This is a genomic window from Pseudomonas sp. 1D4 (assembly GCF_001728925.1).
Classification (GTDB): Bacteria; Pseudomonadota; Gammaproteobacteria; order Pseudomonadales; family Pseudomonadaceae; genus Metapseudomonas; species Metapseudomonas otitidis.
The window spans coordinates 13903-34342 of record NZ_LXJQ01000031.1 but is presented as its reverse complement, the minus strand read 5'-3'; the positions used below and the strand labels follow the sequence as shown (position 1 = coordinate 34342).

The following is a 20440-nucleotide window of genomic DNA, read 5'->3' as shown; positions in this document are numbered from 1 at the left end:
TCTACCGGCCCCGCCCCCGTCGCGCAGCGACAAAGGCCCGCTCAGACGGGTTGCAGCACCAGCGCCTGCAGCTCCTGATCCAGCAGCACACGCGCCTCATCGGCGTCGAACTGGAGGGCCAGCAGCGGCACGGCAAACCCGTAGGCCCCCGCCTCGCGCTGCAGCACATAAGCCAGCAACAGGCGCGAAAGTGAACGCTGCAATTCATCCGCCTCGATCCGAACGCCACGCCCCCGGAAGAGTTCCACCAGGTCAGCCAGACGAACCGCACCGCTGCTGGCCACCCGGTAGACCAGAATCCGGTCCAGACGGCAGGCGCGCTCGTCGTGGCTGAGCCGCCCCCAACCTGCCAGCGCCTCACGAACAGCCTGGGAGGCAAAGGCCGCCTGCACATGCCGACGCTCGATGGCACGCTCGCCCGGCTGCAGGGCCTCCAGACACTCCTGGCAGAGAATCGCCACCAGGTTGGCCCGGCGCCCACTGGCTTCCACCAGGTCCTCGATGAGCGAATCACTGGCAAACCCCAGCCGTAACAGCTCCAGCGGCACCCGAGCCAGCTCCCGGCACGCCTCCACTTCCAGCGCCCCCACCGTCAGCACCTCGCCGAAGTTGCGCAGCGGCGACTGGTAGTCCAGCACGGCCGTGGCGTAGAGGTCCCAGAAGCCGGCGAGCATGAACCAGCAGCGCCCCTCCTCGCTCAGCGCCCGCAGGGTGGAAAGCTGCCCATAACCGCGCTGCGCCTCGTCCCGGAAGAACAGGTCCGCCTCGTCGATCAGCAGGAACAGCCGCTTGCCCACGCACTGCGCAGCCAGGTGCTCCACCACCTGCTCCAGCGCCGTTTCGGCAGGCAGCTCGAACTGCAGGGCCAGGCGCGGCGCCAGGCGGTGATCACGCAATGAAACGTAATGGCAGGCCAGGTGAGGATGGTCCTGCAAGCGGCGCTGCACGGCCTTCAGCAGGCTGCTCTTGCCCAGTTGCCGGCCGCCCACCACCAGGTAGTTGGCCGGCTCCCGGTTGAGCACGCGGGCCAGCATCTGTGCCCGGCCGAAAAACGAGCCCTGACGCACCACACCCCCACGGGTCTGGTAGGGCGAGATGCGCGTCACCCGCAGTTGGGCCGCCAGCAAGCGCAGCAGCACCTCGATGGGCCGCGCCGCCAGCAACAGCTCGGTCTGCGCGGCCCCATCCACCAGCACCAGCAGGTTGGCGGGATCGGCGCAATGGTCCCGCAGGGCCTCGCCTGCCTCCTCGCGCACCACCAGCATCACGTCGAGCCCGGTCTGCTGGGCGCGCAGGTGCTGCAGCAGCAACTCGTCGGCCAGCCCCGGCTCCGGCAGGTAGACCAGGCAGCGGTCCATGGACACCGGCAACTCGCCCTTGAACAGCCACTCCCCCATCACCCCCGGGAGGCTCCAGCCGCTGCTCGGCCGGTACTCCGCTCCCAGGCGCAAGGCCAGGGCACCCAGGCGCTGCGAGGCCGTGCCCCGCGCATAGGTCAGGGCCTGCCGCCAGCGACCGGCATTGGTTCCGGCTGCCATCAGCGTCGACTCTCGGCGCCCCAGCAGGCCCAGCAGACGGTCCAACCGAAGCAGTTGCCCCACCGGCAGGCGCAGCAGCCGGGACGGCTGCATCTGCACCGGCATCAACAGCGGGTGGCGGAGCAGCAACAACAGCGTCGCAATAGCGAACAGCACACCGCAGGCGACCACCACCGCGTGCAGGGTATCGATAATGGGGACCCGCGCCTTGTCCGCCTCCTGGCAGTTCAGGGGCAGATAGCCCTGGGGGAACGGCGGGTTGCCCGGTCGGCAACTGGACATGTTCAGTTGCCGGTCGAAGTCGAGAATCATCTGCGTGCCCGCCAGGGTGCCCAGCTCGTCCTGATCCACCACCGTCACCACCAGGCGATAGGGCGCAGGCGACTCGATACGCACGCTGCTGCGGTTCGCCGGGAGCAGGTAGGGCGTGATGTCTGCCGGCCAGTCCCCTTCGATCTGCTGGACATCCATCAGCTTGCGGCGCACGTCCATCACATCGCCCCAGACCCGGTCCATGGCATTGATCGCCAGCACACGGCCCCGACTGAACGGATTGAGGTGAGGGGTCAGCACCAGACTGCCCAGGAACAGCGTGGCCAAGGCCACCAGTACCAGCCGAACGGCACCCGGGCGACGGATCAGCGCCCGGAGCATGCGTCGATCACCTTCAGCCCGGCCTCGCGGATCACACTGGAGCGCCACTGCAGGCGCGCCCCCGCCTCGGTTTCCTGGGCCGTGATCAGGTTGTTCCAGAACAGCCGACGCAACTCAGCATCGGCCAGGTATGGATGAGCCCGCCCCAGGTCATCAGCCTGCAGGCGCTCCTGCAGGCGAGCGCGCGCCGATGGCTCCTCTGCCAACGGCAGGAAGGCCTGCCAGAGCCGCTCGCTGCCCATCAACTGGTGGTTAAGGGTTTCAGCCGAGGGGCCCTCTCCGGGATCGGCCAGGGCCTGCAACCCCTCCTCCACCAGCGCCGGGTGCCCACCGGTGGTTTCCAGCAGCACACCCAGCGCAGCCGGATCGAAGGGGCGGCCCGGCCAGCGCTGCAGGGCCAGGGCTTCCAGGTCGCCAGGGCCGATTTCCGGCCAATGCACCACTTGGGCAATGTTCAGCAACGACAGGTCGCCGCTGCGGTACTTCAGGTCCGCCAGGGCCTCGCCACCACAGAGCAGCAGGTGCAACTGACCGCCATGCATCTCGCTGAGGCTGCGCAGGATGCCGGCGAGGGTCTCGCGCAGGGCCTCAGTGCCCTGCTCGAAACGACTGACCAGACAGAACAGCCGCTCGCCATTGAGCAAGCGGCGTTCCAGCGCAGCCTCGAACTCATAGTCGGAGCCCACCTCGGCAAACCCGCACTGCCGACCGATGGCCGAGAAATAGTCGGCACTGGCCGTGCTGGTGCTGAATGGCGGCTGTACGTGCAGCACCGCCGCCTCGCCGTACAGGGCCCGTGCCCGCGCCAGCAGGGCCTGGCGGAACGGCGGCTGCCCCCAGTGGGCCTGGGACAGGAGCATGAGAATGGGGAACGGCGCCAGCCGCCCCAGCCGCTCGAAAAGCCCCTCGATGAAACCCGCAAAAGGGCCACCACCGGACACTTCCTGCTGCAACGGAAACTCCTGCTCGAAACCCGCCGCTTCGAACAGGCGATTGGTCTCGGCCTCGGTCAAACGCAGGTAGCGGGCGCAGGCCAGCAGACGGTCACGGGACTTGGGGTTGGGCAGAGACAGCCCGTTGCGCCAGTTGTTGACCGCCTCGCGGCTGAGGCCGATCTCGGTGGCGACACCGGCCGCGCTGGCACGAATGCGCCGCATGTAGAGGGTGAGCAACTGGGAAAACAGCGGGTTCTGCATCGGTCGATCCAGGCGAAACGCCCCGCATGGCGGAGCAGGAAAAGGCCCGCCAAAGGGCGGGCCAGAGGAATCCAGGGGGACGGCAGGGGGCATGAGCCGCCCCCTGCGCTCAGGCTCAGCTGTAGCTGACACCCAGGTTGAAGGCGATGTGCTCGAGTGCAGCCTTTTCCTGCTTGCTGATCTTGCTACCAAAGCCCAGGAAGCCGCCGGCCGACGCGGCCACGGCCTTGCCCAGCGCCACCAGGGTCTCGCAGTAGATTCGCGCATCGTCAGCCGCCACACGGGCCTGGAGGATCGCACGGACGCGCCCCAGCTCTGCCGAATAGTCCATCGACGTGCTCACCAGTTCCTGCAACAGAGCAGGGGCGTTGCCGACGACGTTGGTGGCCACCCGCGAGAACAAGGGGCTGCCCGAACCGGCCAGGGCCACCAGTTGCTTCATGAAGGCCTCCACCTCCTTCTTGTCGAACTTGCCATCGGAAGCCGCCACCAGCAGGAACACCAGCACCGGTGAACGGCACAGGGCATGGAACTCCTCGGCACTGAAGTCGGTATTTTCCTGCCCTGCGGAGCCGGAACTCTCGCCAGCCTGTTCGACGTAGTGGGCGTTCCACAGCGCCCAGCCCTGCTCGTGGCGCTCCATGCCACTGAAGAACACCTGGCCCAGTGTCTTGATCTCATCCGCGGAAAAGCCCGCCTCCTCCAGGACCTCGGGTTTGTGCACGGCGAAACCCGAGGCGTGGCTGGCATTGCGATAAGGCAGCAACCACTGGAAGCGCCGCCCACGGTCGGAGGCAAAGCGCACATCGGCGATCAGGCAATCGGTCTTGCCCGTGGGCAGGGTCACCATGCCGTCGCGGATGAACACCGCGCCCAGGGTGTCGCCGTCCAGTTCGCTGATACGGGCCTCGCCGGCCTGCATGGCTTCTGCCGAGCTGCCCATCGCCAGACGCACCATCCGGGAGCTCTGGTCCACCCCGAGGTAACCGACGATGGGGATGAGCATCTCCCCGTCCGAAACGCTCTGCACTGCATGACCGGCGAAGAATCCAGCCATCTCCATCACTTTTCTTGCGTGTTCCATCCGTTGGCGTCCTTGTTCGAGTCGGCGGCCCTGCGGCCACCTGAGGGGGTCATTGAAGAGGAAAGACACAGAGGCCCAGGGCCTCGGGCAGGAAGTCCCGCACATCCTGCAGCACCTTGTCGTCCAGTGCGTGAAGCAGTAGCGAGGTGCCAGCATCAATCTGCAGTACCAGCGCCCGCTTTGTGAAGAGCAGGAAAAGGCTTTCGTGATCCATGTCGATAATCGAGGATGCCAGGCGCTCCTCATCCGTCAGCGGCGGGTTGATGTAGCCCATGCCCAGGCTGGTGTAGGTCCCCACCAGGTTGTTCCAGACCAGCTTGGCCAGCGCCGGGTGTCCAGCCAGCCCGAAGTACTCGGTGCCCTCGAAGGTCGGGTTGGCAAGGATGATTTCGCCGCCATCGGCCAGCGCTGCGATCAGCTCCAGATCCTGAGTCGCCCGCTCCTCGATCATCCGCACGATGGGCGTGCCCTGGTAGCTGGCTGCCTCCGCAGCGGCGGGACTGCTGAGGTAGGCCCGCTGGTAGAAGTCCACCAGCATCGACACCTGGGCGTCATCGGCACGGGCCAGGCGGCAGGAACTGAGCGTGGCATCCCGTCCCTTGCAGGCCAGGCCCGCAAAATCCACTCCACACCAGGATCGGATCGAATGGGGCAGGTCCCTGGACTCCAGACCGACCAGTTCGGCCTCGTGCAGGCGGCGGGCCGGCATGCGGTCCGAGACGTAGTCGAAGTCAGCGTTGACGATCACCAGCAGTTGGCGGATCAGTTCGTTGCGCAGGCTCATGGAGGCTCCCGTTTCCCTGGATTGATGAAAAGACGGGCCCAGTATTCCGCGCCCCGCACGACGAGGCAGTCCCGGAGTTGTCAGGCCTGCCGGGCGCCGGTTGACACGCCGTCAAGTGGAGCCCGGGAGGCCCTCGCATCCGTGAACCGCGTCATTTTCCGTACATGGCGTCAGGCGTATCCTTCGCGCCACGCCGGACCATCAGGGACAGTCGGCGCAGCCACAGGGACGTCGACAGGCACAGCGCCCGCTCGCCACCCGGCCGCACCCCGAGGGTCGCCCCCATCGCATGCTCCACAGGAGATCGTCATGAAAGCCCTCGCCGGTGGCCTTGCCGCCCTGTTCCTCTGTGCCTGCACCCAGGCCGCCGACTGCGGTTTCACGCCGCTCCCCCTCAGTGCCAATGCTGAAGCGCCGAACGTGTTCGTCGGCAAGGGCCAGCGCCTGGAAGTCAGCTTCACCAACGAAAACCCTGAGATCAAAGAGCCGGACGCCTTCCCCGAGCCCCCCGTGGTGCTGCATGACACCGCCAGCGGCAAGCGCTGCAACATCGAGGATGGCGGCATCTGGGCCCGTGAGCCGCTGTACCTGAGCCGCGACGAGAAGCGCCTGGTGACCTTCGAGTACAGCGGCTCCAACGCCGACCTGGTGGCCTACGACACCGCCACCTGCAAGGTGGTCCACCGCCTGGAGATCTCCGGCAAGCGCGCCGCCGTGGTGGGCGAGCAGTTGGTGCTGGGCAGCCAGTGCGACGGTGACTCGCTCGGCAGTTGCAAGAAACAGGCGCGCCAACCCGTCCAACCGTTCTGCAAACCCTGATAGGGAACGTCAATGAGCCTCGACACCTGCATCGTCAACGCCTGCAAGGCCGCCTGGGATGAAAGCTTCATCGCCGGTACCAAGAACAAGGACAACTGCTCCGGCTTCCTCCAGTCGGTTGCCGCTGCCCTCAACGTGCCGATCCCCGCCGGCAACGCCAACGACATCATGACCGGCCTGCCCCAGGCCAGCGGCTGGAAGGAGCTGAAGAGCGGTGCGGAAGCGGCCCAGAAGGCCTCCCAGGGCTGGCTCGTGATCGCCGGTCTGAAAGGCAGCGACCACAGCCCAGCACGCTTCAGCGGTCACGTCGCCGTGGTCATCGGCGGCACCCTGTACCACGGGAAGTACCCGCGCTGCTGGTGCGGCAGCACCGCAGGCCCGGTGGGCCAGAGCCAGGGCGTGCGCTCGGTCGGCGAGGTGTGGAACCGCACCGACCGCGACCTGGTGAAGTACTTCGTGTACGAAACCGCCAGCTGCGCCAAGTAAGCCCGCCACGCCGTGGATGATCCCCCCTCATCCACGGCGCCCGCCTTCCGGGCCGTTTCCGGCTCTCCCCCGCTGTACCCCGCACACCTCGCCAGTCGCCAGCGCACAGCCCGGCTCGAACATGAGCCAAATTCATGTTCCCGGTGGCACAGGCCGTAAACCCCTCATCTTTGCTATGATCGGCGCCCTTTTTTTCGCCCAGCCAGACAGGTCACTCATGTCCAGCACGCTCACCGATCGTGGCGCACGCCTCAACGCCCTCCAGCAAGCCCTCAAGGAACGCATCCTGATCCTCGATGGCGGCATGGGCACCATGATCCAGGGCTACAAGCTGCAGGAGGAGGACTACCGCGGCGCGCGCTTCGCCGACTGGCCCAGCGACGTGAAGGGCAACAACGACCTGCTGCTGCTGAGCCAGCCGCAGGTGATCGCCGAGATCGAACGCGCCTATCTGGATGCCGGCGCCGACATCCTCGAGACCAACACCTTCAACGCCACCCGCGTGTCCCAGGCCGACTACGGCATGGAAGCGCTGGTATACGAGCTGAACGTCGCCGGTGCCCGCGTGGCCCGCCAGGTGGCCGATGCCAAGACCCTGGAGACCCCGGACCGCCCGCGCTTCGTCGCCGGCGTCCTCGGCCCCACCAGCCGCACCTGCTCCATCTCCCCGGACGTGAACAACCCCGGCTACCGCAACGTCACCTTCGACGAGCTGGTGGAGAACTACACCGAGGCGACCCGTGGGCTGATCGAGGGCGGCGCCGACCTGATCCTGATCGAGACCATCTTCGACACCCTCAACGCCAAGGCGGCGATATTCGCCGTGCAGCAGGTGTTCGAGGAGGACGGCGTCGAACTGCCGATCATGATCTCCGGCACCATCACCGATGCCTCCGGCCGCACCCTCTCCGGGCAGACCACCGAAGCGTTCTGGAACTCGGTGCGCCACGCCAGGCCGATCTCCGTGGGCCTGAACTGCGCCCTCGGCGCCAAGGAACTGCGCCCCTACCTGGCGGAGCTGGCAGCCAAGGCCGAGACCCACGTCTCCGCCCACCCCAACGCCGGCCTGCCCAACGCCTTCGGCGAATACGACGAGACCCCGGCGGAAATGGCCGCCGTGGTGGAAGAGTTCGCCGCCAGCGGCCTGCTGAACATCGTCGGCGGCTGCTGCGGCACCACCCCGCCGCACATCCAGGCCATCGCCGAAGCCGTGGCCAAGCACAAGCCCCGCGCCCTGCCGGACATTCCCAAAGCCTGCCGCCTGTCAGGCCTGGAGCCCTTCACCATCGATCGCAACTCGCTGTTCGTGAACGTCGGCGAGCGCACCAACATCACCGGCAGTGCCAAGTTCGCCCGCCTGATCCGCGAGGAGAACTACACCGAAGCCCTCGAAGTCGCCCTGCAGCAGGTGGAAGCCGGCGCCCAGGTGATCGACATCAACATGGACGAGGGCATGCTCGACTCGAAGGCGGCCATGGTCACCTTCCTCAACCTGATCGCCGGCGAGCCCGACATCTCCCGCGTGCCGATCATGATCGACTCCTCCAAGTGGGAAGTGATCGAAGCCGGCCTCAAGTGCATCCAGGGCAAGGGCATCGTCAACTCCATCTCCATGAAGGAAGGCGTCGAGCAATTCAAGCACCACGCCCGCCTGTGCAAGCGCTACGGCGCCGCCGTGGTGGTGATGGCCTTCGACGAGGTCGGCCAGGCCGACACCGCCGCACGCAAGAAGGAAATCTGCAAGCGCAGCTACGACATCCTCGTCAATGAAGTGGGCTTCCCCCCGGAAGACATCATCTTCGACCCGAACATCTTCGCCGTCGCCACCGGCATCGAAGAGCACAACAACTACGCCGTCGACTTCATCGAGGCCTGCGCCTACATACGCGACGAGTTGCCCCATGCACTCTCCTCCGGCGGCGTCTCCAACGTCTCGTTCTCCTTCCGTGGCAACAACCCGGTGCGCGAGGCCATCCACTCGGTCTTCCTCTACCACGCCATCCGCAACGGCCTGAGCATGGGCATCGTCAACGCCGGCCAGTTGGAGATCTACGACGAGATCCCTGCAGAGCTGCGCGAGAAGGTCGAAGACGTGGTGCTCAACCGCCACGAAGGCAGCACCGAGGCCCTGCTGGCCATCGCCGAGAACTACCGGGGCGGCGGCGCCGTCAAGGAAGCCGAAGACGAGGAATGGCGCAGCTACCCGGTGACCAAGCGCCTGGAACACGCCCTGGTCAAGGGCATCACCGCCTTCATCGTCGAAGACACCGAGGAGTGCCGCCAGCAGTGCGCGCGCCCCATCGAAGTGATCGAAGGCCCGTTGATGGCCGGCATGAACGTGGTCGGCGACCTGTTCGGCGCCGGCAAGATGTTCCTGCCCCAGGTGGTCAAGTCCGCCCGCGTGATGAAGCAGGCCGTGGCCCACCTGATTCCCTTCATCGAAGCCGAAAAGGGCGACAAGCCCGAGGCCAAGGGCAAGATCCTCATGGCCACCGTCAAGGGCGACGTGCACGACATCGGCAAGAACATCGTCGGCGTGGTGCTCGGCTGCAACGGCTACGACATCGTCGACCTCGGCGTGATGGTCCCGGCGGAGAAGATCCTGCAGACCGCCATCGCCGAGAAGTGCGACATCATCGGCCTCTCCGGGCTGATCACCCCCTCCCTCGACGAGATGGTCCATGTCGCCCGGGAAATGCAGCGCCAGGGCTTCCAGCTGCCGCTGATGATCGGCGGCGCCACCACCTCCAAGGCCCACACGGCGGTGAAGATCGAGCCGCAGTACAGCAACGACGCCGTGGTCTACGTCACCGACGCCTCCCGCGCCGTGGGCGTGGCCACCAGCCTGCTGTCCAAGGAGCTCAAGCCTGAGTTCGTCGAGAAGACCCGCGTCGACTACGCCGAAGTCCGCGAACGCACCGCCAACCGCGCTGCCCGCACCGAGCGCCTGGCCTACGCCGACGCCATCGCCAACAAGCCGGCCTTCGACTGGACCGACTACCGCGCACCCAAGCCCAGCTTCACCGGGGTGCGCGTGCTGGAAGACATCGACCTCGCGGTACTGGCCGAGTACATCGACTGGACGCCCTTCTTCATCTCCTGGGACCTGGCCGGCAAATACCCGCGCATCCTCACCGACGACGTGGTGGGCGAAGCCGCCACCGCGCTGTTCGCCGACGCCCAGGCCATGCTGAAGTCGCTGATCGAGCAGAAACTGATCAAGGCCCGCGCGGTGTTCGGCTTCTGGCCCGCCAACCAGATCAACCACGACGACATCGAAGTGCGCAACGAACACGGCAAGCCGCTGGCCGTCCTGCACCACCTGCGCCAGCAGACCATCAAGCCCGATGGCAAGCCGAACCTCAGCCTGGCCGACTTCGTCGCACCGAAGGAGAGCGGCGTCACCGACTACGTCGGCGGCTTCATCACCACCGCCGGCATCGGCGCCGAGGAGCTGGCCAAGCAGTACGAAGCCAAGGGCGACGACTACAACGCCATCATGGTCAAGGCCCTCGCCGACCGCCTGGCCGAAGCCTGCGCCGAGTGGCTGCACGAGCGCGTGCGCAAGGAACACTGGGGCTACGCCGCCGATGAGCAACTGGACAACGAAGCCCTGATCAAGGAGCAGTACAAGGGCATCCGCCCTGCCCCCGGCTACCCGGCCTGCCCGGACCACACCGAGAAGGCCACCCTGTTCCGCCTGCTGGACCCGACCGCCGAGTTCGGCAAGCCCGGCCAGAGCGGCGTGTTCCTCACCGAGCACTTCGCCATGTTCCCGGCTGCCGCCGTGTCCGGCTGGTACTTCGCCCACCCCGATGCACAGTATTTCGCCGTCGGCAAGGTCGAGCGCGACCAGATCGAGCAGTACAGCAAGCGCAAGGGCCAGGAGCAGACAGTCAGCGAACGCTGGCTCGCGCCCAACCTGGGCTACGACAGCTGAGCCTTCGGCAGGGCGCCCAGCGGCGCCCTGCCTTCATTCTGTCCCCCTCTCTGCTCCCCCTGCCTCGCCTCCTCGCGACCGTCCGTCCCTTCGGACTGGAGGAGTTTCCGAAAACGCCGATAGTCAGAGCAGGCGGGCCTGCTGGCCAGGCATTGCGTTTGCATGCTGATCTGAGCGGCCCCGGGAGCCCTACAGCTCCCCTTCGAGACCGGGAAACGAGGAGTACCTGCATGTCGCTGTTGCCTGATCGTATTTCCACCCGCCTGACCCTGGGCGCCATCCTCCTGCTGCTGTTGACCGCCCTCGCGGTGTTCGCCGTGATGGTGCTGCGTGGCCAGCCCCGCGTCGTCGCCGAGAGCAACGCCCTGATCGAACAGACCGGCAGCGCCATCGTGCGCCAGCTCGGCCTGCAGCTCGCCGGCATCCAGGGCCTCACGGTGAGCATGGCCCACCTGGCCCAGACCCTGCCCCGTGACGAGGCGCTCTACCGCACCACCTACCCCCCCCTGATCGACAACAGTGGCGACGCCGCCATCGCCGGCGGCGGTGTCTGGCCGGAACCCAATGCCTTCACCAGCGGCACCGAGCGCCGCAGCTTCTTCTGGGCGCGCAACGCCAACGGAGCCTTGGACTACTCCGACGACTACAACAAGCCCGACGGCCCCGGCTACCACAACGACGCCTGGTACACCGGCGCCCGTAATGCGGCCGGCGACGCCTGTGTCTGGTCCGAGGCCTACCAGGACCCGGTCAGCAAGGTGCCGATGGTCACCTGCAGCGTGCCCTACCAGTTGCAGGGCCGCTTTGCCGGGGTCAGCACCATCGACCTGCGCCTGGACGACCTCGCTCGTTTCCTCAAGGAACAGGGCACTGTCACCGGCGGCTACGCCTTCGCCCTGGACCAGGCCGGCAACGTCCTGTTCTTCCCCCTCGGCCAGGATGTGACCATGCAGAAGTTCGACGACCTGGTCGCCCGCGAGGCCTGGCTCGCGCCGCTGCTGGAGACCCGCCGCAAGGCCGCCGCCGACGGCCATGCCAGCGTCCGACTGGACGAGGACACCGTGCTCGGCACCGCCGTCCAGGCCAACCTGTTCCGCATGCCGCAAACCGGCTGGATAGTCGGGCTGGTCACTCCCCAGGCCCGTGTCACCGGCCTGGCCCACGCACTGACCTATGAGTTGCTGGCCTTCCTCCTGCCGCTGCTCAGCCTGCTGCTGCTGTTCGTCTGGCTGGCCGGGCGCAAGCTGCTGGAACAGATCGGCGAGACCACCGCGCAGATCCAGGCCCTCGGCAATGGCCAGTCCGGCCAGGGCGGTGCCCTCAGCGTGCTGCGCAACGACGAGATCGGCCAACTGCGCCAGGCGGTCAACCAGTACGCCGGACGCCTGCAGGGCATGCTGCAGAGCATCGCCAGCGAGTCCCAGCGCCTGCGTGACGAGGCCAGCAGCCTCGGCCGCCTGAGCAGCGCCCTGCTGCAACGGGCCGAACAGCAGCGCCAGGAGAACACCCAACTGGCCACCGCCATCACCCAGATGTCGTCCAGCGCCCATGAAGTGGCACAGAACACCAACGACTGCGCCGACACTGCCCAACGCTCCCAGAGCGTGGTGCGCCAGGGCCAGGACAAGGTGGCCGCCAACAGCCGCGCCATCCAGGCCCTGGCCGGCGAGATGGCCAGTGCTGCTGCCGTGATCGCTCAACTGGAGCAGGACAGCCAGCAGGTCGGCGCCGTTCTGGACGTGATCAAGGCCATCTCCGAGCAGACCAACCTGCTGGCACTCAACGCCGCCATCGAGGCTGCCCGGGCCGGCGAGCAGGGCCGGGGCTTCGCCGTGGTGGCCGACGAAGTGCGCTCCCTGGCTGGCAAGACCCAGAGCTCGGCCAACGAGATCAGCGGCATGATCGCCAACCTCCAGCAGGCCTCGCGCCAGGCGGTGCAGGCCATGCAGGCCGGCGAAGCCCGCACCCGCCACGCCGTGGAGGAGGCAGAGGGCGCCGCCAGCAGCCTGTCGGCCACGGTGCAGAGCTTCGACGACATCTCCCAGCGCGCCCAGCAGATTGCCGTCGCCGCGCAACAGCAGAGCCACGTCACCCAGGAAATCAACGAACTGGCCGTGCGCATCCACTCTGCCAGCGAGGAGAACGCCCGCGACGCCGTGGACCTCGACGCCCTCGGGCACTCCGTGCAGGATGCCGCCAGTCGCCTGGCCGAGCTGAGTCGCGGTCGCTGAAACCGCGACGCCGCTCACCGAAGGAAACGGGAGCCTGCCTGCTCCCGCTTCCCTCTCCACCGCCGGGCGTCGAGATCCCGGCGCCCCTACTTAAGCGCCCACACCGGTGGTAGGATGCGCGCCCCATGCGTATCCACGACCTCGACCAACAGCTCGCCGCCCTCGGCGCCAAGCCCATTCACCGGGATCGGATGCTGCGCGCCTGGCTGCAGGGCAAACCCCTGGACAGCGGCCGCCCGCGCCAGCAGGCCGACGACTTCCTGCCGCTGCGGGTGCGCGAAGCCCTGCCTGCCCTCACCGAGACCCTCGACGGCCTGGTACGTCTGCGCTCCGAGCACCCCGGTGGCGACGGCTCGGCCCGCCTGCTGGTGGGCCTGGGCGACGGGCAGATGGTGGAGAGCGTATTGCTGCCCCGAGACGGCCTGTGCGTCTCCAGCCAAGTGGGGTGCGCCGTGGGCTGCGTGTTCTGCATGACCGGCAAGAGCGGCCTGCTGCGCCAGGTCTCCAGCCTGGAGATCGTCGCCCAGGTGGTGCTCGCGCGGCGCTATCGCCGGGTCAAGAAGGTGGTGTTCATGGGCATGGGCGAGCCGGCCCACAACCTCGACAACGTGCTGGAAGCCATCGATCTGCTCGGCACCCTCGGCGACATCGGCCACAAGAACCTGGTGTTCTCCACCGTCGGTGATCCCCGCGTGTTCGAGCGCCTGCCGCACCTGCGGGTCAAGCCCGCCCTCGCCTTGTCACTGCACAGCAGCAAGGCCGACGTGCGCGAACGGTTGCTGCCGAAAGCCCCGCGCATCACCCCGGACGAACTGGTGGAACTGGGCGAGGCCTACGCCCGCCAGGTCGGCTACCCCATCCAGTACCAGTGGACCCTGCTCGAAGGCATCAACGACAGCCTGGAAGAGGCCGAAGGCATCCTGCGCCTGCTCAAGGGCAAGTACGCGGTGATGAACCTGATCCCCTACAACAGCCTGGAAGTTGACGACTACAGCCGTCCCAGCGGCGAGCGCATCGTCGAACTGGTGCACTACCTGCACCGCAACGGTGTACTGACCAAGGTACGCAACTCCGCTGGCCAGGACGTGGAAGGCGGTTGCGGCCAACTGCGCGCCCGTGCCGTAGAGCGGGTCAACACCCGGCGGCTGCACTCACCCGCCTCCTGAAGCAAATCCACGGAAAGCACCTACGCTTGCAGCAGGAGGTGCCCCATGGACGACCCACAGCAAGACCGCCCACTGACCTTCCGCGAAATGCTCCACAGCGTCGCGGCAGCCGCATTCGGCGTACAAAGCGGCAAGAACCGGAGCCGTGACTTCAGCCGGGGCAAGCCCAGCCACTTCATCCTGCTGGGCGTGCTGTTCACCCTGGTGTTCGCGCTGATGCTGTTCGGCGTGGTGAAGCTGGTGCTGCACCTCGCCGGGCTCTGAGGCTCAGTCGAGCAACGGCTTCATGGTGAACCGGTAGACCCGCAGCCCGGGGTTGTAGAGGGCGCTGTAAGTGCGGAAATCCAGGCCCAGTTCCTTGCTCGACATGCGCGCCAGCAGGCGCCGGGCGTGCTCGACGTCCAACTGCATGTAGACGTTGGCTTGCAGGTCCTTGCCGCCACGCAGGACGAAATCCTGCCCGACATCGTAATCGTGCAGCAGCACCATGGCCCAGCCACCAAGGGTGAAATGGCCGCCCACCAGGTCATCGATGTAACCATCGATGGTCGCCTGGAGCACCTCGGGCGAGCTGTTGAGCACAGCGAAGTGCAGGTCGTGCCCCGGCTTTCGTCCCAGCTCCCGCGCCGCCTGCATGGTGCCCAGGGCCATCTGGTCATCCGCCACCCACACCGCATGGGTCTGCGGGTAGCGCCGCAGCAACTGCAACGCCTGCTGGTAGGCGCGATCGCGGCTCCACTGGGCGTACACGAGCTGGCGCAGGCGCACCTTGGGGTACTCCTCCAGCGCCCGCTGCAGACCTTCCTCGCGGCGCTGCGCCGCCGGGGTCTGCTTGATACCGGAGAAGGCGAGCATCTCTAAGGGCTGGTCCGGCTCACGGCTGCGCTGGCCATCGATCAGCGCACGGGCCAACAGGTAGCCGGCCACTTCCTCGTTGGCCACCAGGCTGCCAATCCAGTTCGAGTAACGCTCGCGGGGGCCGCCGACCATCCTCTGCTGGTCGTCGGTCAGGCTGCTGTTGATGGCGAACAGCTTCACCGGGCTGCCCTGGAACAGGCGCAGGATCTCCGGCCCCATGTACTGCTCGTTGGTGAACACCAGGTAATCAGGCGGCGCGGCCTCTTCCCTTATCTGCCGGGCCTGCTCCAGGGTGCGGCTGGAGTCATAGTCCCCATAGAGCACCTTCAGCGGCATGCCCAGGCGCTGGGCGGCGGCGTTCATGAAGGCGACATGAGACTGCCAGAAGGGCTCGGCGCTGTTGCCGGGGCAAAGGAAAACCACCGAAGCGCCATGGGCCAGCGCGCTGCAGCAGAGGCAAAGCCCAATCAGGAGAATACGCAGGAGAGGCATCGGGACATGGACTCGATTCGAAGCCCGCGCAGTATAACGACGCCCTGCGCAGGGCCCCGGTTCCGCACGTCCAATGGCCGACGGGGGATTACTGGTGGCTGACCCAGAACACCGCCGTGGCGACCACGATCAGGATGAGACAGAAAATCGCGACAGCATCGATACCGCTGTCCGGGCTGGAGTCTTCGGTGTGGTCGTTCATGGCAACCCCTTCTGGTGGTGATGGACAGGCACGCATCAGCAGTTAAGACCAGGCCCGGCACGGCCTCAAGGCAGGCCGTCGGAAGGAAAACTTGCGCCAACCAGCAAACCCTGCGCACGAGCAGGCGAGCGACCGGCCCGATGTTTTAACATCGGCGCCTCGCATCCCAAGGACAGGCCCCTCCCATGCTGCAGACACTGCTGGAAAAGCTCGGCATCACCGCCCCCACCACCCCCTTCGCCAAGCACGTCGCCGAAAGCCTCGAAGTGCTGGACATCCTGGCGCCGGGCCTGGCCGCACGGGCCGCCGCCTTCGTCCTCAGCGGGCGGGAGGAACAGGTCCTCGCCGAGCTGTCCCGGCTCAATGGCGAAGAGGCCACCGTCCTCCTCGACCAGCCCGCCACCGTCGGCTGGTGGTACCCCTCGGGCAACCTGCGCAACGACGCCCAGAAGCACAAGAAGCGCATCAACGCCGCGACCAATGCACGCACGCGCCTCTACGTGATCGGTGCCGAACCCGATGTCGTCGCCCTGGCCCGTTTCGGCAAGGTGCTGGCCGCCGCCTGCCAGGGCGTCAACATCACCCGCATCGCCCAGGTGCCCGACTGGTTCATCTACCTGGTGGTCGACGCCCTGCACACCACCCGCAAGGACTTCGGCAGCAAGATCAGCAGCGACCTGCGCCAGCACTGGACCCTCGACCTGCTCACGCGCCTGCTGGCGGTGGACGACCTGCCCGGCGGCGACGCCCTGCTGCTGGTGCTGGACCGCCGCGACCTCGGCGACTACCACTGGCGCGACCTCAACGCCCTGCTGCGCCTGCCCGACCTGGCCGACCACCTGCTGCAGCACCCCGACGCCACCCGCGCCCTGCCTGCCCGCCTCTCGGCCAGCGGCAACCTGTCCCTGGTGGGCCTGATCGGCCCCCACCCGCGCCTGGCCGCGGCCTACGCCGACATCCTCGTGCGTCTCGCGGTGAACAGCGCCAAGACCGTGCGTGCCGCCGCCGGCCCGCATGTGGAGACCCTGCCCCAGGACGTCAAGCTGGAACAGCTCGGCCTCCTGCTGGCAACCGGCAGCAGCAGCGAACGCACCCTGGCCGCCGACCTCCTCGCCCGCAGCGGTGAGGGCGCACGGGCGATTCTCCAGGCGCGCCTGGCCGAGGAAACCTCCAAGCCCGTGCAGCAGGCCCTGGCCAGCGCCATGGCCCGTCTGGACAGCCAGTCCAGCGCCGAGGAACAGGTGCTGCCGGAGGCCGGTGACTACGAGCGCTGCCCCGACGTGGAACTGGGAGCCGCCACCCTCGACCTGCTGCGCCGCAACCTCACCGAACTGCTGGAGGAGAGCCGCCTCGCCGCCGAGGAAGAGATCCGCAGCAACCTGGAGCACAAGCGCAAGTGGGACTGGCAGCAGAAGGCCTACAAGAAGCTCAAGGCCCTGACCGACAAGGACCTGCAGGCCGCCCTCGACTTCCTCAACGGCCAGGGCCGCAAGCTCTCCGACGGCCTTGAGGACGTGCTCGCCTACCGTGGCCGCCTGGCCGCCAGCGCCGACGTCAACCTGCTGCACGCCCTGCGGGTGACCCGCCGCCGCTACTTCAACGCCTACCAACTCATGCAATGGCTCAAGGGCGACGCCCTGCGCCGTCTCGACCTGCGCACCCTGGCCGACGCCCTGCGCCGCTGCGGCAGCGAAGAGCCGGAACGCGAGACCGCCGGCCTTTGCTTCGGCTGGAACTCGCCGCTGGCCCAGCTCGACCCCGATCGCGTCTGGCCGTTCTTCGCCGAGCACCCGCAGTTCCTCGAAGAGGCCTTCGGCCTGCGCCCCAACCATGGCCGCACCGAGTTCGACGTGCCCACCGCCCTCAGCCTGCTGGAGCGCTTCCCGGTGCTGCCGAAACGGCTGATCCCGGTGCTGCTGGAACTGGCCCTGGGCGCCAGCAAGACCAACCGCAGCGAAGCCCAGCGCCTGCTGGAAACCCTGCCCGACATCGCCGAGCGCGCCATCGAGGCCCTGGGCTCCAGCAAGCAGGAGATCCGCACCCTCGCCGCCGAATGGCTGCAACGCCTGGGCCGCCCCGAAGCCGTCCCCGCGCTCAAGGCCGCCCTGGCCAAGGAGAAGCGCGAGACCGTGCGCGCCGCCCTGCTCACCGCCCTGGAAGCCTTGGGCGACGACATCAGCGGTCACCTCGCACCCGCCGTACTGCTCGCTGAAGCGCGTAAGGGCCTGCAGGGCAAGGCCCCGGCCAGCCTGGCCTGGCTCGACCTGGACCGGCTGCCCGCCTGCCAGTGGCTGGACGGCAGCGCAGTGGAGCCGGAGATCGTGCGCTGGTGGGTGGTGCTCGCCTGCAAGCTCAAGGAGCCGGCCGGCAACGCCCTGCTCAACCGCTACCTGGAGCTGCTGGCCCCGGCCAGCCGGGCAGCGTTGGGCAAGGCCCTGCTGCTGGGCTTCATCGCCCAGGACACCCGCCACCCGAGCCAGGAGGAAGCCATCGCCCACGCCCAGGCCAACCTCGCCCAGCGCATGCAGAGCTACCAGGCCTGGGCCAAGTGGTCCCCCGAGTACGCCGACATCACCCAGGAGCAGGCCTTCGAGATCCTCAAGCGCGAGCACCTGTCCATCTACCTGGGCAGCGCCATCGCCGACAAGGGCATCCTCGCCCTCACCTGGGCCATGGCCGGCCACGAACTGGTCAGCCTGCTGCAGGCCTACATGCGCGACCACTACCAGCGCCGCGCCCAGGTCGAGGCCCTGCTCAGCGCCGCCGCCAACAGCAACGACCCGCTGGTGATCCAACTGCTGCTGGCCGTCGCCCGCCGCCACCGCACCGCCTCGGTCCAGGCCCTGGCCCGCGTGCTGGTGGAGCAGATCGCCCAGCGCAATGGCTGGAGCGCCGACGAACTGGCCGACCGCACCATCCCCAGCGCCGGCTTCGACGAACAGGGCGTGCTCAACCTGCAGTACGGCGAGCGCCTGTTCACCGCGCGCCTGGACGGTGCCCTCAAGCTGGAGCTGCGCAACCCCGACGACAAGGTGGTCAAGGCCCTGCCCGAGCCGCGCAAGAGCGACGACCCGGCGCTGATCAAGGAAGCCAAGACCCAGCTCTCCACCAGCAAGAAGGAGCTCAAGCAGGTCATCGAACTGCAGACCCAGCGCCTCTACGAAGCCATGTGCGCCGAGCGCCTGTGGCCTGCCGGCGAGTGGCGTGAATACCTGCAGCGCCACCCGGTGGTCACCCACCTGGTGCAGCGCCTGGTCTGGGCCGAAGTGGCCGAGGACGGCGCCCTGCGCCTGTTCCGCCCCACCGAGGACGGCAGCCTGATCGACCTCGACGACGACGAGGTCGAGCTGGACGAAGCCCGCCGCGTGCGCCTGGCCCATGCCGCCCTGGTGGACACCGACACCGCCAAGGCCTGGACCGCCCACTTCAAGGACTACAAGGTCAAACCGCTGTTCGCCCAGATGAGCCGCATGCTGCCCGAGCCCACCGCCAGCGGGGCGTCGGAGCAGGACGAAGGCAGCGGCGAACGCATCGCCGACCGCCTCGGCTGGCTCAGCGACACCTTCACCCTGCGCGGCACCCTCACCAAGCTCGGCTACCAGCGCGCCGCCGCCGAGGACGGGGGCTTCTTCGACCACTACTTCAAGGAGTTCTCCAGCCTGGGCCTGCGGGTGTGCATCGGCTTCACCGGCAACTGCCTGCCCGAGGAGAACGTCCCCGCCGCGCTCACCCACCTCAGCTACGAACGCATGGCCCAGCGCTGGTCCACCGGCGAGAGCCTGCCCCTGGCGGAGATCCCGCCCGTGCTGCTGGCCGAGACCTACGCCGACTACCGCGCCGCCGCCGACGCCTGCGTCGGCTTCGATCCCCAGTGGAAGAAGAAGACACCATGGTAAGCACCGCCCTGCGCCACAGCGCCGAACACCTGCATGCCGACGAATTGGTGCGCCTGACCGAAGCCGACCAGCAGGCCGGCGCCGACCTGCCCCCGGGCTGGCTGCGCTCGCCGCGTTCGGTGCGCCGCTTCATCCTCGGTGACGACGCCCTGGGCATCAGCCGCAAGTTCTACGGCGACGACGCCCTGGTTGACCGCGCCATCGTCACCCTGCTCGGCCGCCAGGGGCTGATGCTGGTGGGCGAGCCGGGCACCGCCAAGTCGATGCTCTCCGAGCTGTTGGCCGCCGCCATCAGCGGCGACTCCACCCTCACCATCCAGGGCACCGCCGGCACCACCGAGGACCACATCAAGTACTCCTGGAACTACGCCCTGCTGCTGGCCGAGGGGCCGACCCCGCGCGCCCTGGTGCCCTCACCGCTGCACCAGGGCATGCAGACCGGCAAGCTGGTGCGCTTCGAGGAGATCACCCGTTGCCCGCCGGAGATCCAGGACGTGCTCGTCTCCCTGCTCTCCGAGAAGCAGATGATGATCCCCGAGCTGGGCGAAGGTGGTCGCCTGCTGGCCCGCCCCGGCTTCAACCTGATCGCCACCGCCAACCTGCGTGACCGCGGCGTGCACGAGATGTCCGCCGCCCTCAAGCGCCGTTTCAACTTCGAGACGGTGCGCCCCATCGCCGACAGCGAATTCGAAGTGGAGCTGGTGATGCGCCAGCTGCAGCGCGAGCTGGGCGAGCAGGCCGGCAAGGTCGCCGTCGAGCGGGACGTCATCACCCTGCTGGTCACCGTGTTCCAGGAGCTGCGCCAGGGCAGCACCCGCGAAGGCACGGCGATCAAGGCCCCGGAAGCGGTGATGTCCACCGCCGAAGCGGTCAGCGTCGCCTACGCCGCCGCCCTGGAGGCCCGCTACCTGGGCGACGGCCGCCTGACCGCCGCCGAGCTGGCGCGCCAACTGCTCGGCGTGGTGTTCAAGGACAGCCAGGACGACGCCCGCCGCCTGCGCCACTACCTGGACAGCGTGGTGCGCGAGCGCGCCCGCCGCGACGACCACTGGAAGCGTTTCTTCGATGCCAGCAAGGGCCTGTGGGACTGAACC

13 protein-coding genes and 1 pseudogene are annotated in these 20440 nt (G+C 67.7%); 9 read left to right on the top strand and 5 right to left on the bottom strand.

Going from position 1 to position 20440, the window contains the following annotated elements:
• Positions 1-41 precede the first annotated feature (41 nt).
• The 4 genes from A7D27_RS16420 to A7D27_RS16405 all read right to left on the bottom strand — a co-directional run bounded on the left by A7D27_RS16420 (position 42) and on the right by A7D27_RS16405 (position 5256).
• Positions 42-2192: an AAA family ATPase gene (locus A7D27_RS16420; protein ID WP_069565468.1), complete on the bottom strand. Its 2151-nt coding sequence runs from the start codon at positions 2190-2192 to the stop codon at positions 42-44.
• Positions 2177-3388 (bottom strand): transcriptional regulator, encoded by a 1212-nt coding sequence (locus A7D27_RS16415; RefSeq protein WP_069565467.1) that lies wholly within the window; start codon positions 3386-3388, stop codon positions 2177-2179. The genes A7D27_RS16420 and A7D27_RS16415 overlap by 16 nt, the downstream gene beginning before the upstream one ends.
• Positions 3389-3503: 115 nt before the next feature.
• Positions 3504-4472, bottom strand: a complete 969-nt coding sequence (locus A7D27_RS16410; protein ID WP_139131185.1) for a hypothetical protein — start codon at positions 4470-4472, stop codon at positions 3504-3506.
• Between the two features lie 49 nt (positions 4473-4521).
• Positions 4522-5256, bottom strand: coding sequence for a hypothetical protein (locus tag A7D27_RS16405; RefSeq protein WP_069565466.1), 735 nt, complete (start codon positions 5254-5256; stop codon positions 4522-4524).
• 309 nt (positions 5257-5565) lie between these two features.
• On the opposite strand from A7D27_RS16405, the gene A7D27_RS16400 reads away from it, so the two are divergent.
• The 7 genes and pseudogenes from A7D27_RS16400 to A7D27_RS16375 all read left to right on the top strand — a co-directional run bounded on the left by A7D27_RS16400 (position 5566) and on the right by A7D27_RS16375 (position 14162).
• Positions 5566-6075, top strand: coding sequence for a hypothetical protein (locus tag A7D27_RS16400; RefSeq protein WP_069565465.1), 510 nt, complete (start codon positions 5566-5568; stop codon positions 6073-6075).
• 12 nt (positions 6076-6087) lie between these two features.
• Complete coding sequence (locus A7D27_RS16395; RefSeq protein ID WP_069562349.1) at positions 6088-6561, top strand: hypothetical protein; 474 nt, start codon at positions 6088-6090, stop codon at positions 6559-6561.
• Between the two features lie 217 nt (positions 6562-6778).
• On the top strand, positions 6779-10501 hold the full coding sequence (metH, locus tag A7D27_RS16390) for a methionine synthase (protein ID WP_069562350.1): 3723 nt from the start codon (positions 6779-6781) through the stop codon (positions 10499-10501).
• A gap of 230 nt (positions 10502-10731) precedes the next feature.
• Positions 10732-11613, top strand: a pseudogene (locus A7D27_RS29185) (cache domain-containing protein); the annotation flags it as partial.
• Complete coding sequence (locus A7D27_RS29180; RefSeq protein ID WP_371914821.1) at positions 11599-12732, top strand: methyl-accepting chemotaxis protein; 1134 nt, start codon at positions 11599-11601, stop codon at positions 12730-12732. The pseudogene A7D27_RS29185 and the gene A7D27_RS29180, both read left to right, overlap by 15 nt.
• Before the next feature lie 125 nt (positions 12733-12857).
• On the top strand, positions 12858-13898 hold the full coding sequence (locus A7D27_RS16380) for an RNA methyltransferase (protein ID WP_069565463.1): 1041 nt from the start codon (positions 12858-12860) through the stop codon (positions 13896-13898).
• 45 nt (positions 13899-13943) lie between these two features.
• Positions 13944-14162: a DUF2970 domain-containing protein gene (locus A7D27_RS16375; RefSeq protein ID WP_069562353.1), complete on the top strand. Its 219-nt coding sequence runs from the start codon at positions 13944-13946 to the stop codon at positions 14160-14162.
• Positions 14163-14165: 3 nt separating this feature from the next.
• Here A7D27_RS16375 and A7D27_RS16370 read toward each other — a convergent pair whose 3' ends face one another.
• Entirely contained in the window at positions 14166-15248 is a 1083-nt protein-coding gene (locus tag A7D27_RS16370) for an ABC transporter substrate-binding protein (RefSeq protein WP_069565462.1), read from the bottom strand.
• A gap of 387 nt (positions 15249-15635) precedes the next feature.
• Here A7D27_RS16370 and A7D27_RS29175 point away from each other — a divergent pair, with 387 nt between their 5' ends.
• Together A7D27_RS29175 and A7D27_RS16360 are read left to right on the top strand one after the other, a co-directional pair.
• Positions 15636-19346 (top strand): DUF4132 domain-containing protein, encoded by a 3711-nt coding sequence (locus A7D27_RS29175; protein WP_069565461.1) that lies wholly within the window; start codon positions 15636-15638, stop codon positions 19344-19346.
• Positions 19340-20437, top strand: coding sequence for an AAA family ATPase (locus A7D27_RS16360; protein WP_069565460.1), 1098 nt, complete (start codon positions 19340-19342; stop codon positions 20435-20437). Before A7D27_RS29175 ends, A7D27_RS16360 begins: the two co-directional genes overlap by 7 nt.
• Positions 20438-20440: the final 3 nt, after the last annotated feature.

Coding starts and splice junctions, on each gene's coding strand:
- A7D27_RS16420 (WP_069565468.1), bottom strand. CDS start 2,192: ATGCTCCGGGCGCTGATCCGTCGCCCGGGTGCCGTTCGGCTGGTACTG.
- A7D27_RS16415 (WP_069565467.1), bottom strand. CDS start 3,388: ATGCAGAACCCGCTGTTTTCCCAGTTGCTCACCCTCTACATGCGGCGC.
- A7D27_RS16410 (WP_139131185.1), bottom strand. CDS start 4,472: ATGGAACACGCAAGAAAAGTGATGGAGATGGCTGGATTCTTCGCCGGT.
- A7D27_RS16405 (WP_069565466.1), bottom strand. CDS start 5,256: ATGAGCCTGCGCAACGAACTGATCCGCCAACTGCTGGTGATCGTCAAC.
- A7D27_RS16400 (WP_069565465.1), top strand. CDS start 5,566: ATGAAAGCCCTCGCCGGTGGCCTTGCCGCCCTGTTCCTCTGTGCCTGC.
- A7D27_RS16395 (WP_069562349.1), top strand. CDS start 6,088: ATGAGCCTCGACACCTGCATCGTCAACGCCTGCAAGGCCGCCTGGGAT.
- metH (WP_069562350.1), top strand. CDS start 6,779: ATGTCCAGCACGCTCACCGATCGTGGCGCACGCCTCAACGCCCTCCAG.
- A7D27_RS29180 (WP_371914821.1), top strand. CDS start 11,599: ATGCCGCAAACCGGCTGGATAGTCGGGCTGGTCACTCCCCAGGCCCGT.
- A7D27_RS16380 (WP_069565463.1), top strand. CDS start 12,858: ATGCGTATCCACGACCTCGACCAACAGCTCGCCGCCCTCGGCGCCAAG.
- A7D27_RS16375 (WP_069562353.1), top strand. CDS start 13,944: ATGGACGACCCACAGCAAGACCGCCCACTGACCTTCCGCGAAATGCTC.
- A7D27_RS16370 (WP_069565462.1), bottom strand. CDS start 15,248: ATGCCTCTCCTGCGTATTCTCCTGATTGGGCTTTGCCTCTGCTGCAGC.
- A7D27_RS29175 (WP_069565461.1), top strand. CDS start 15,636: ATGCTGCAGACACTGCTGGAAAAGCTCGGCATCACCGCCCCCACCACC.
- A7D27_RS16360 (WP_069565460.1), top strand. CDS start 19,340: ATGGTAAGCACCGCCCTGCGCCACAGCGCCGAACACCTGCATGCCGAC.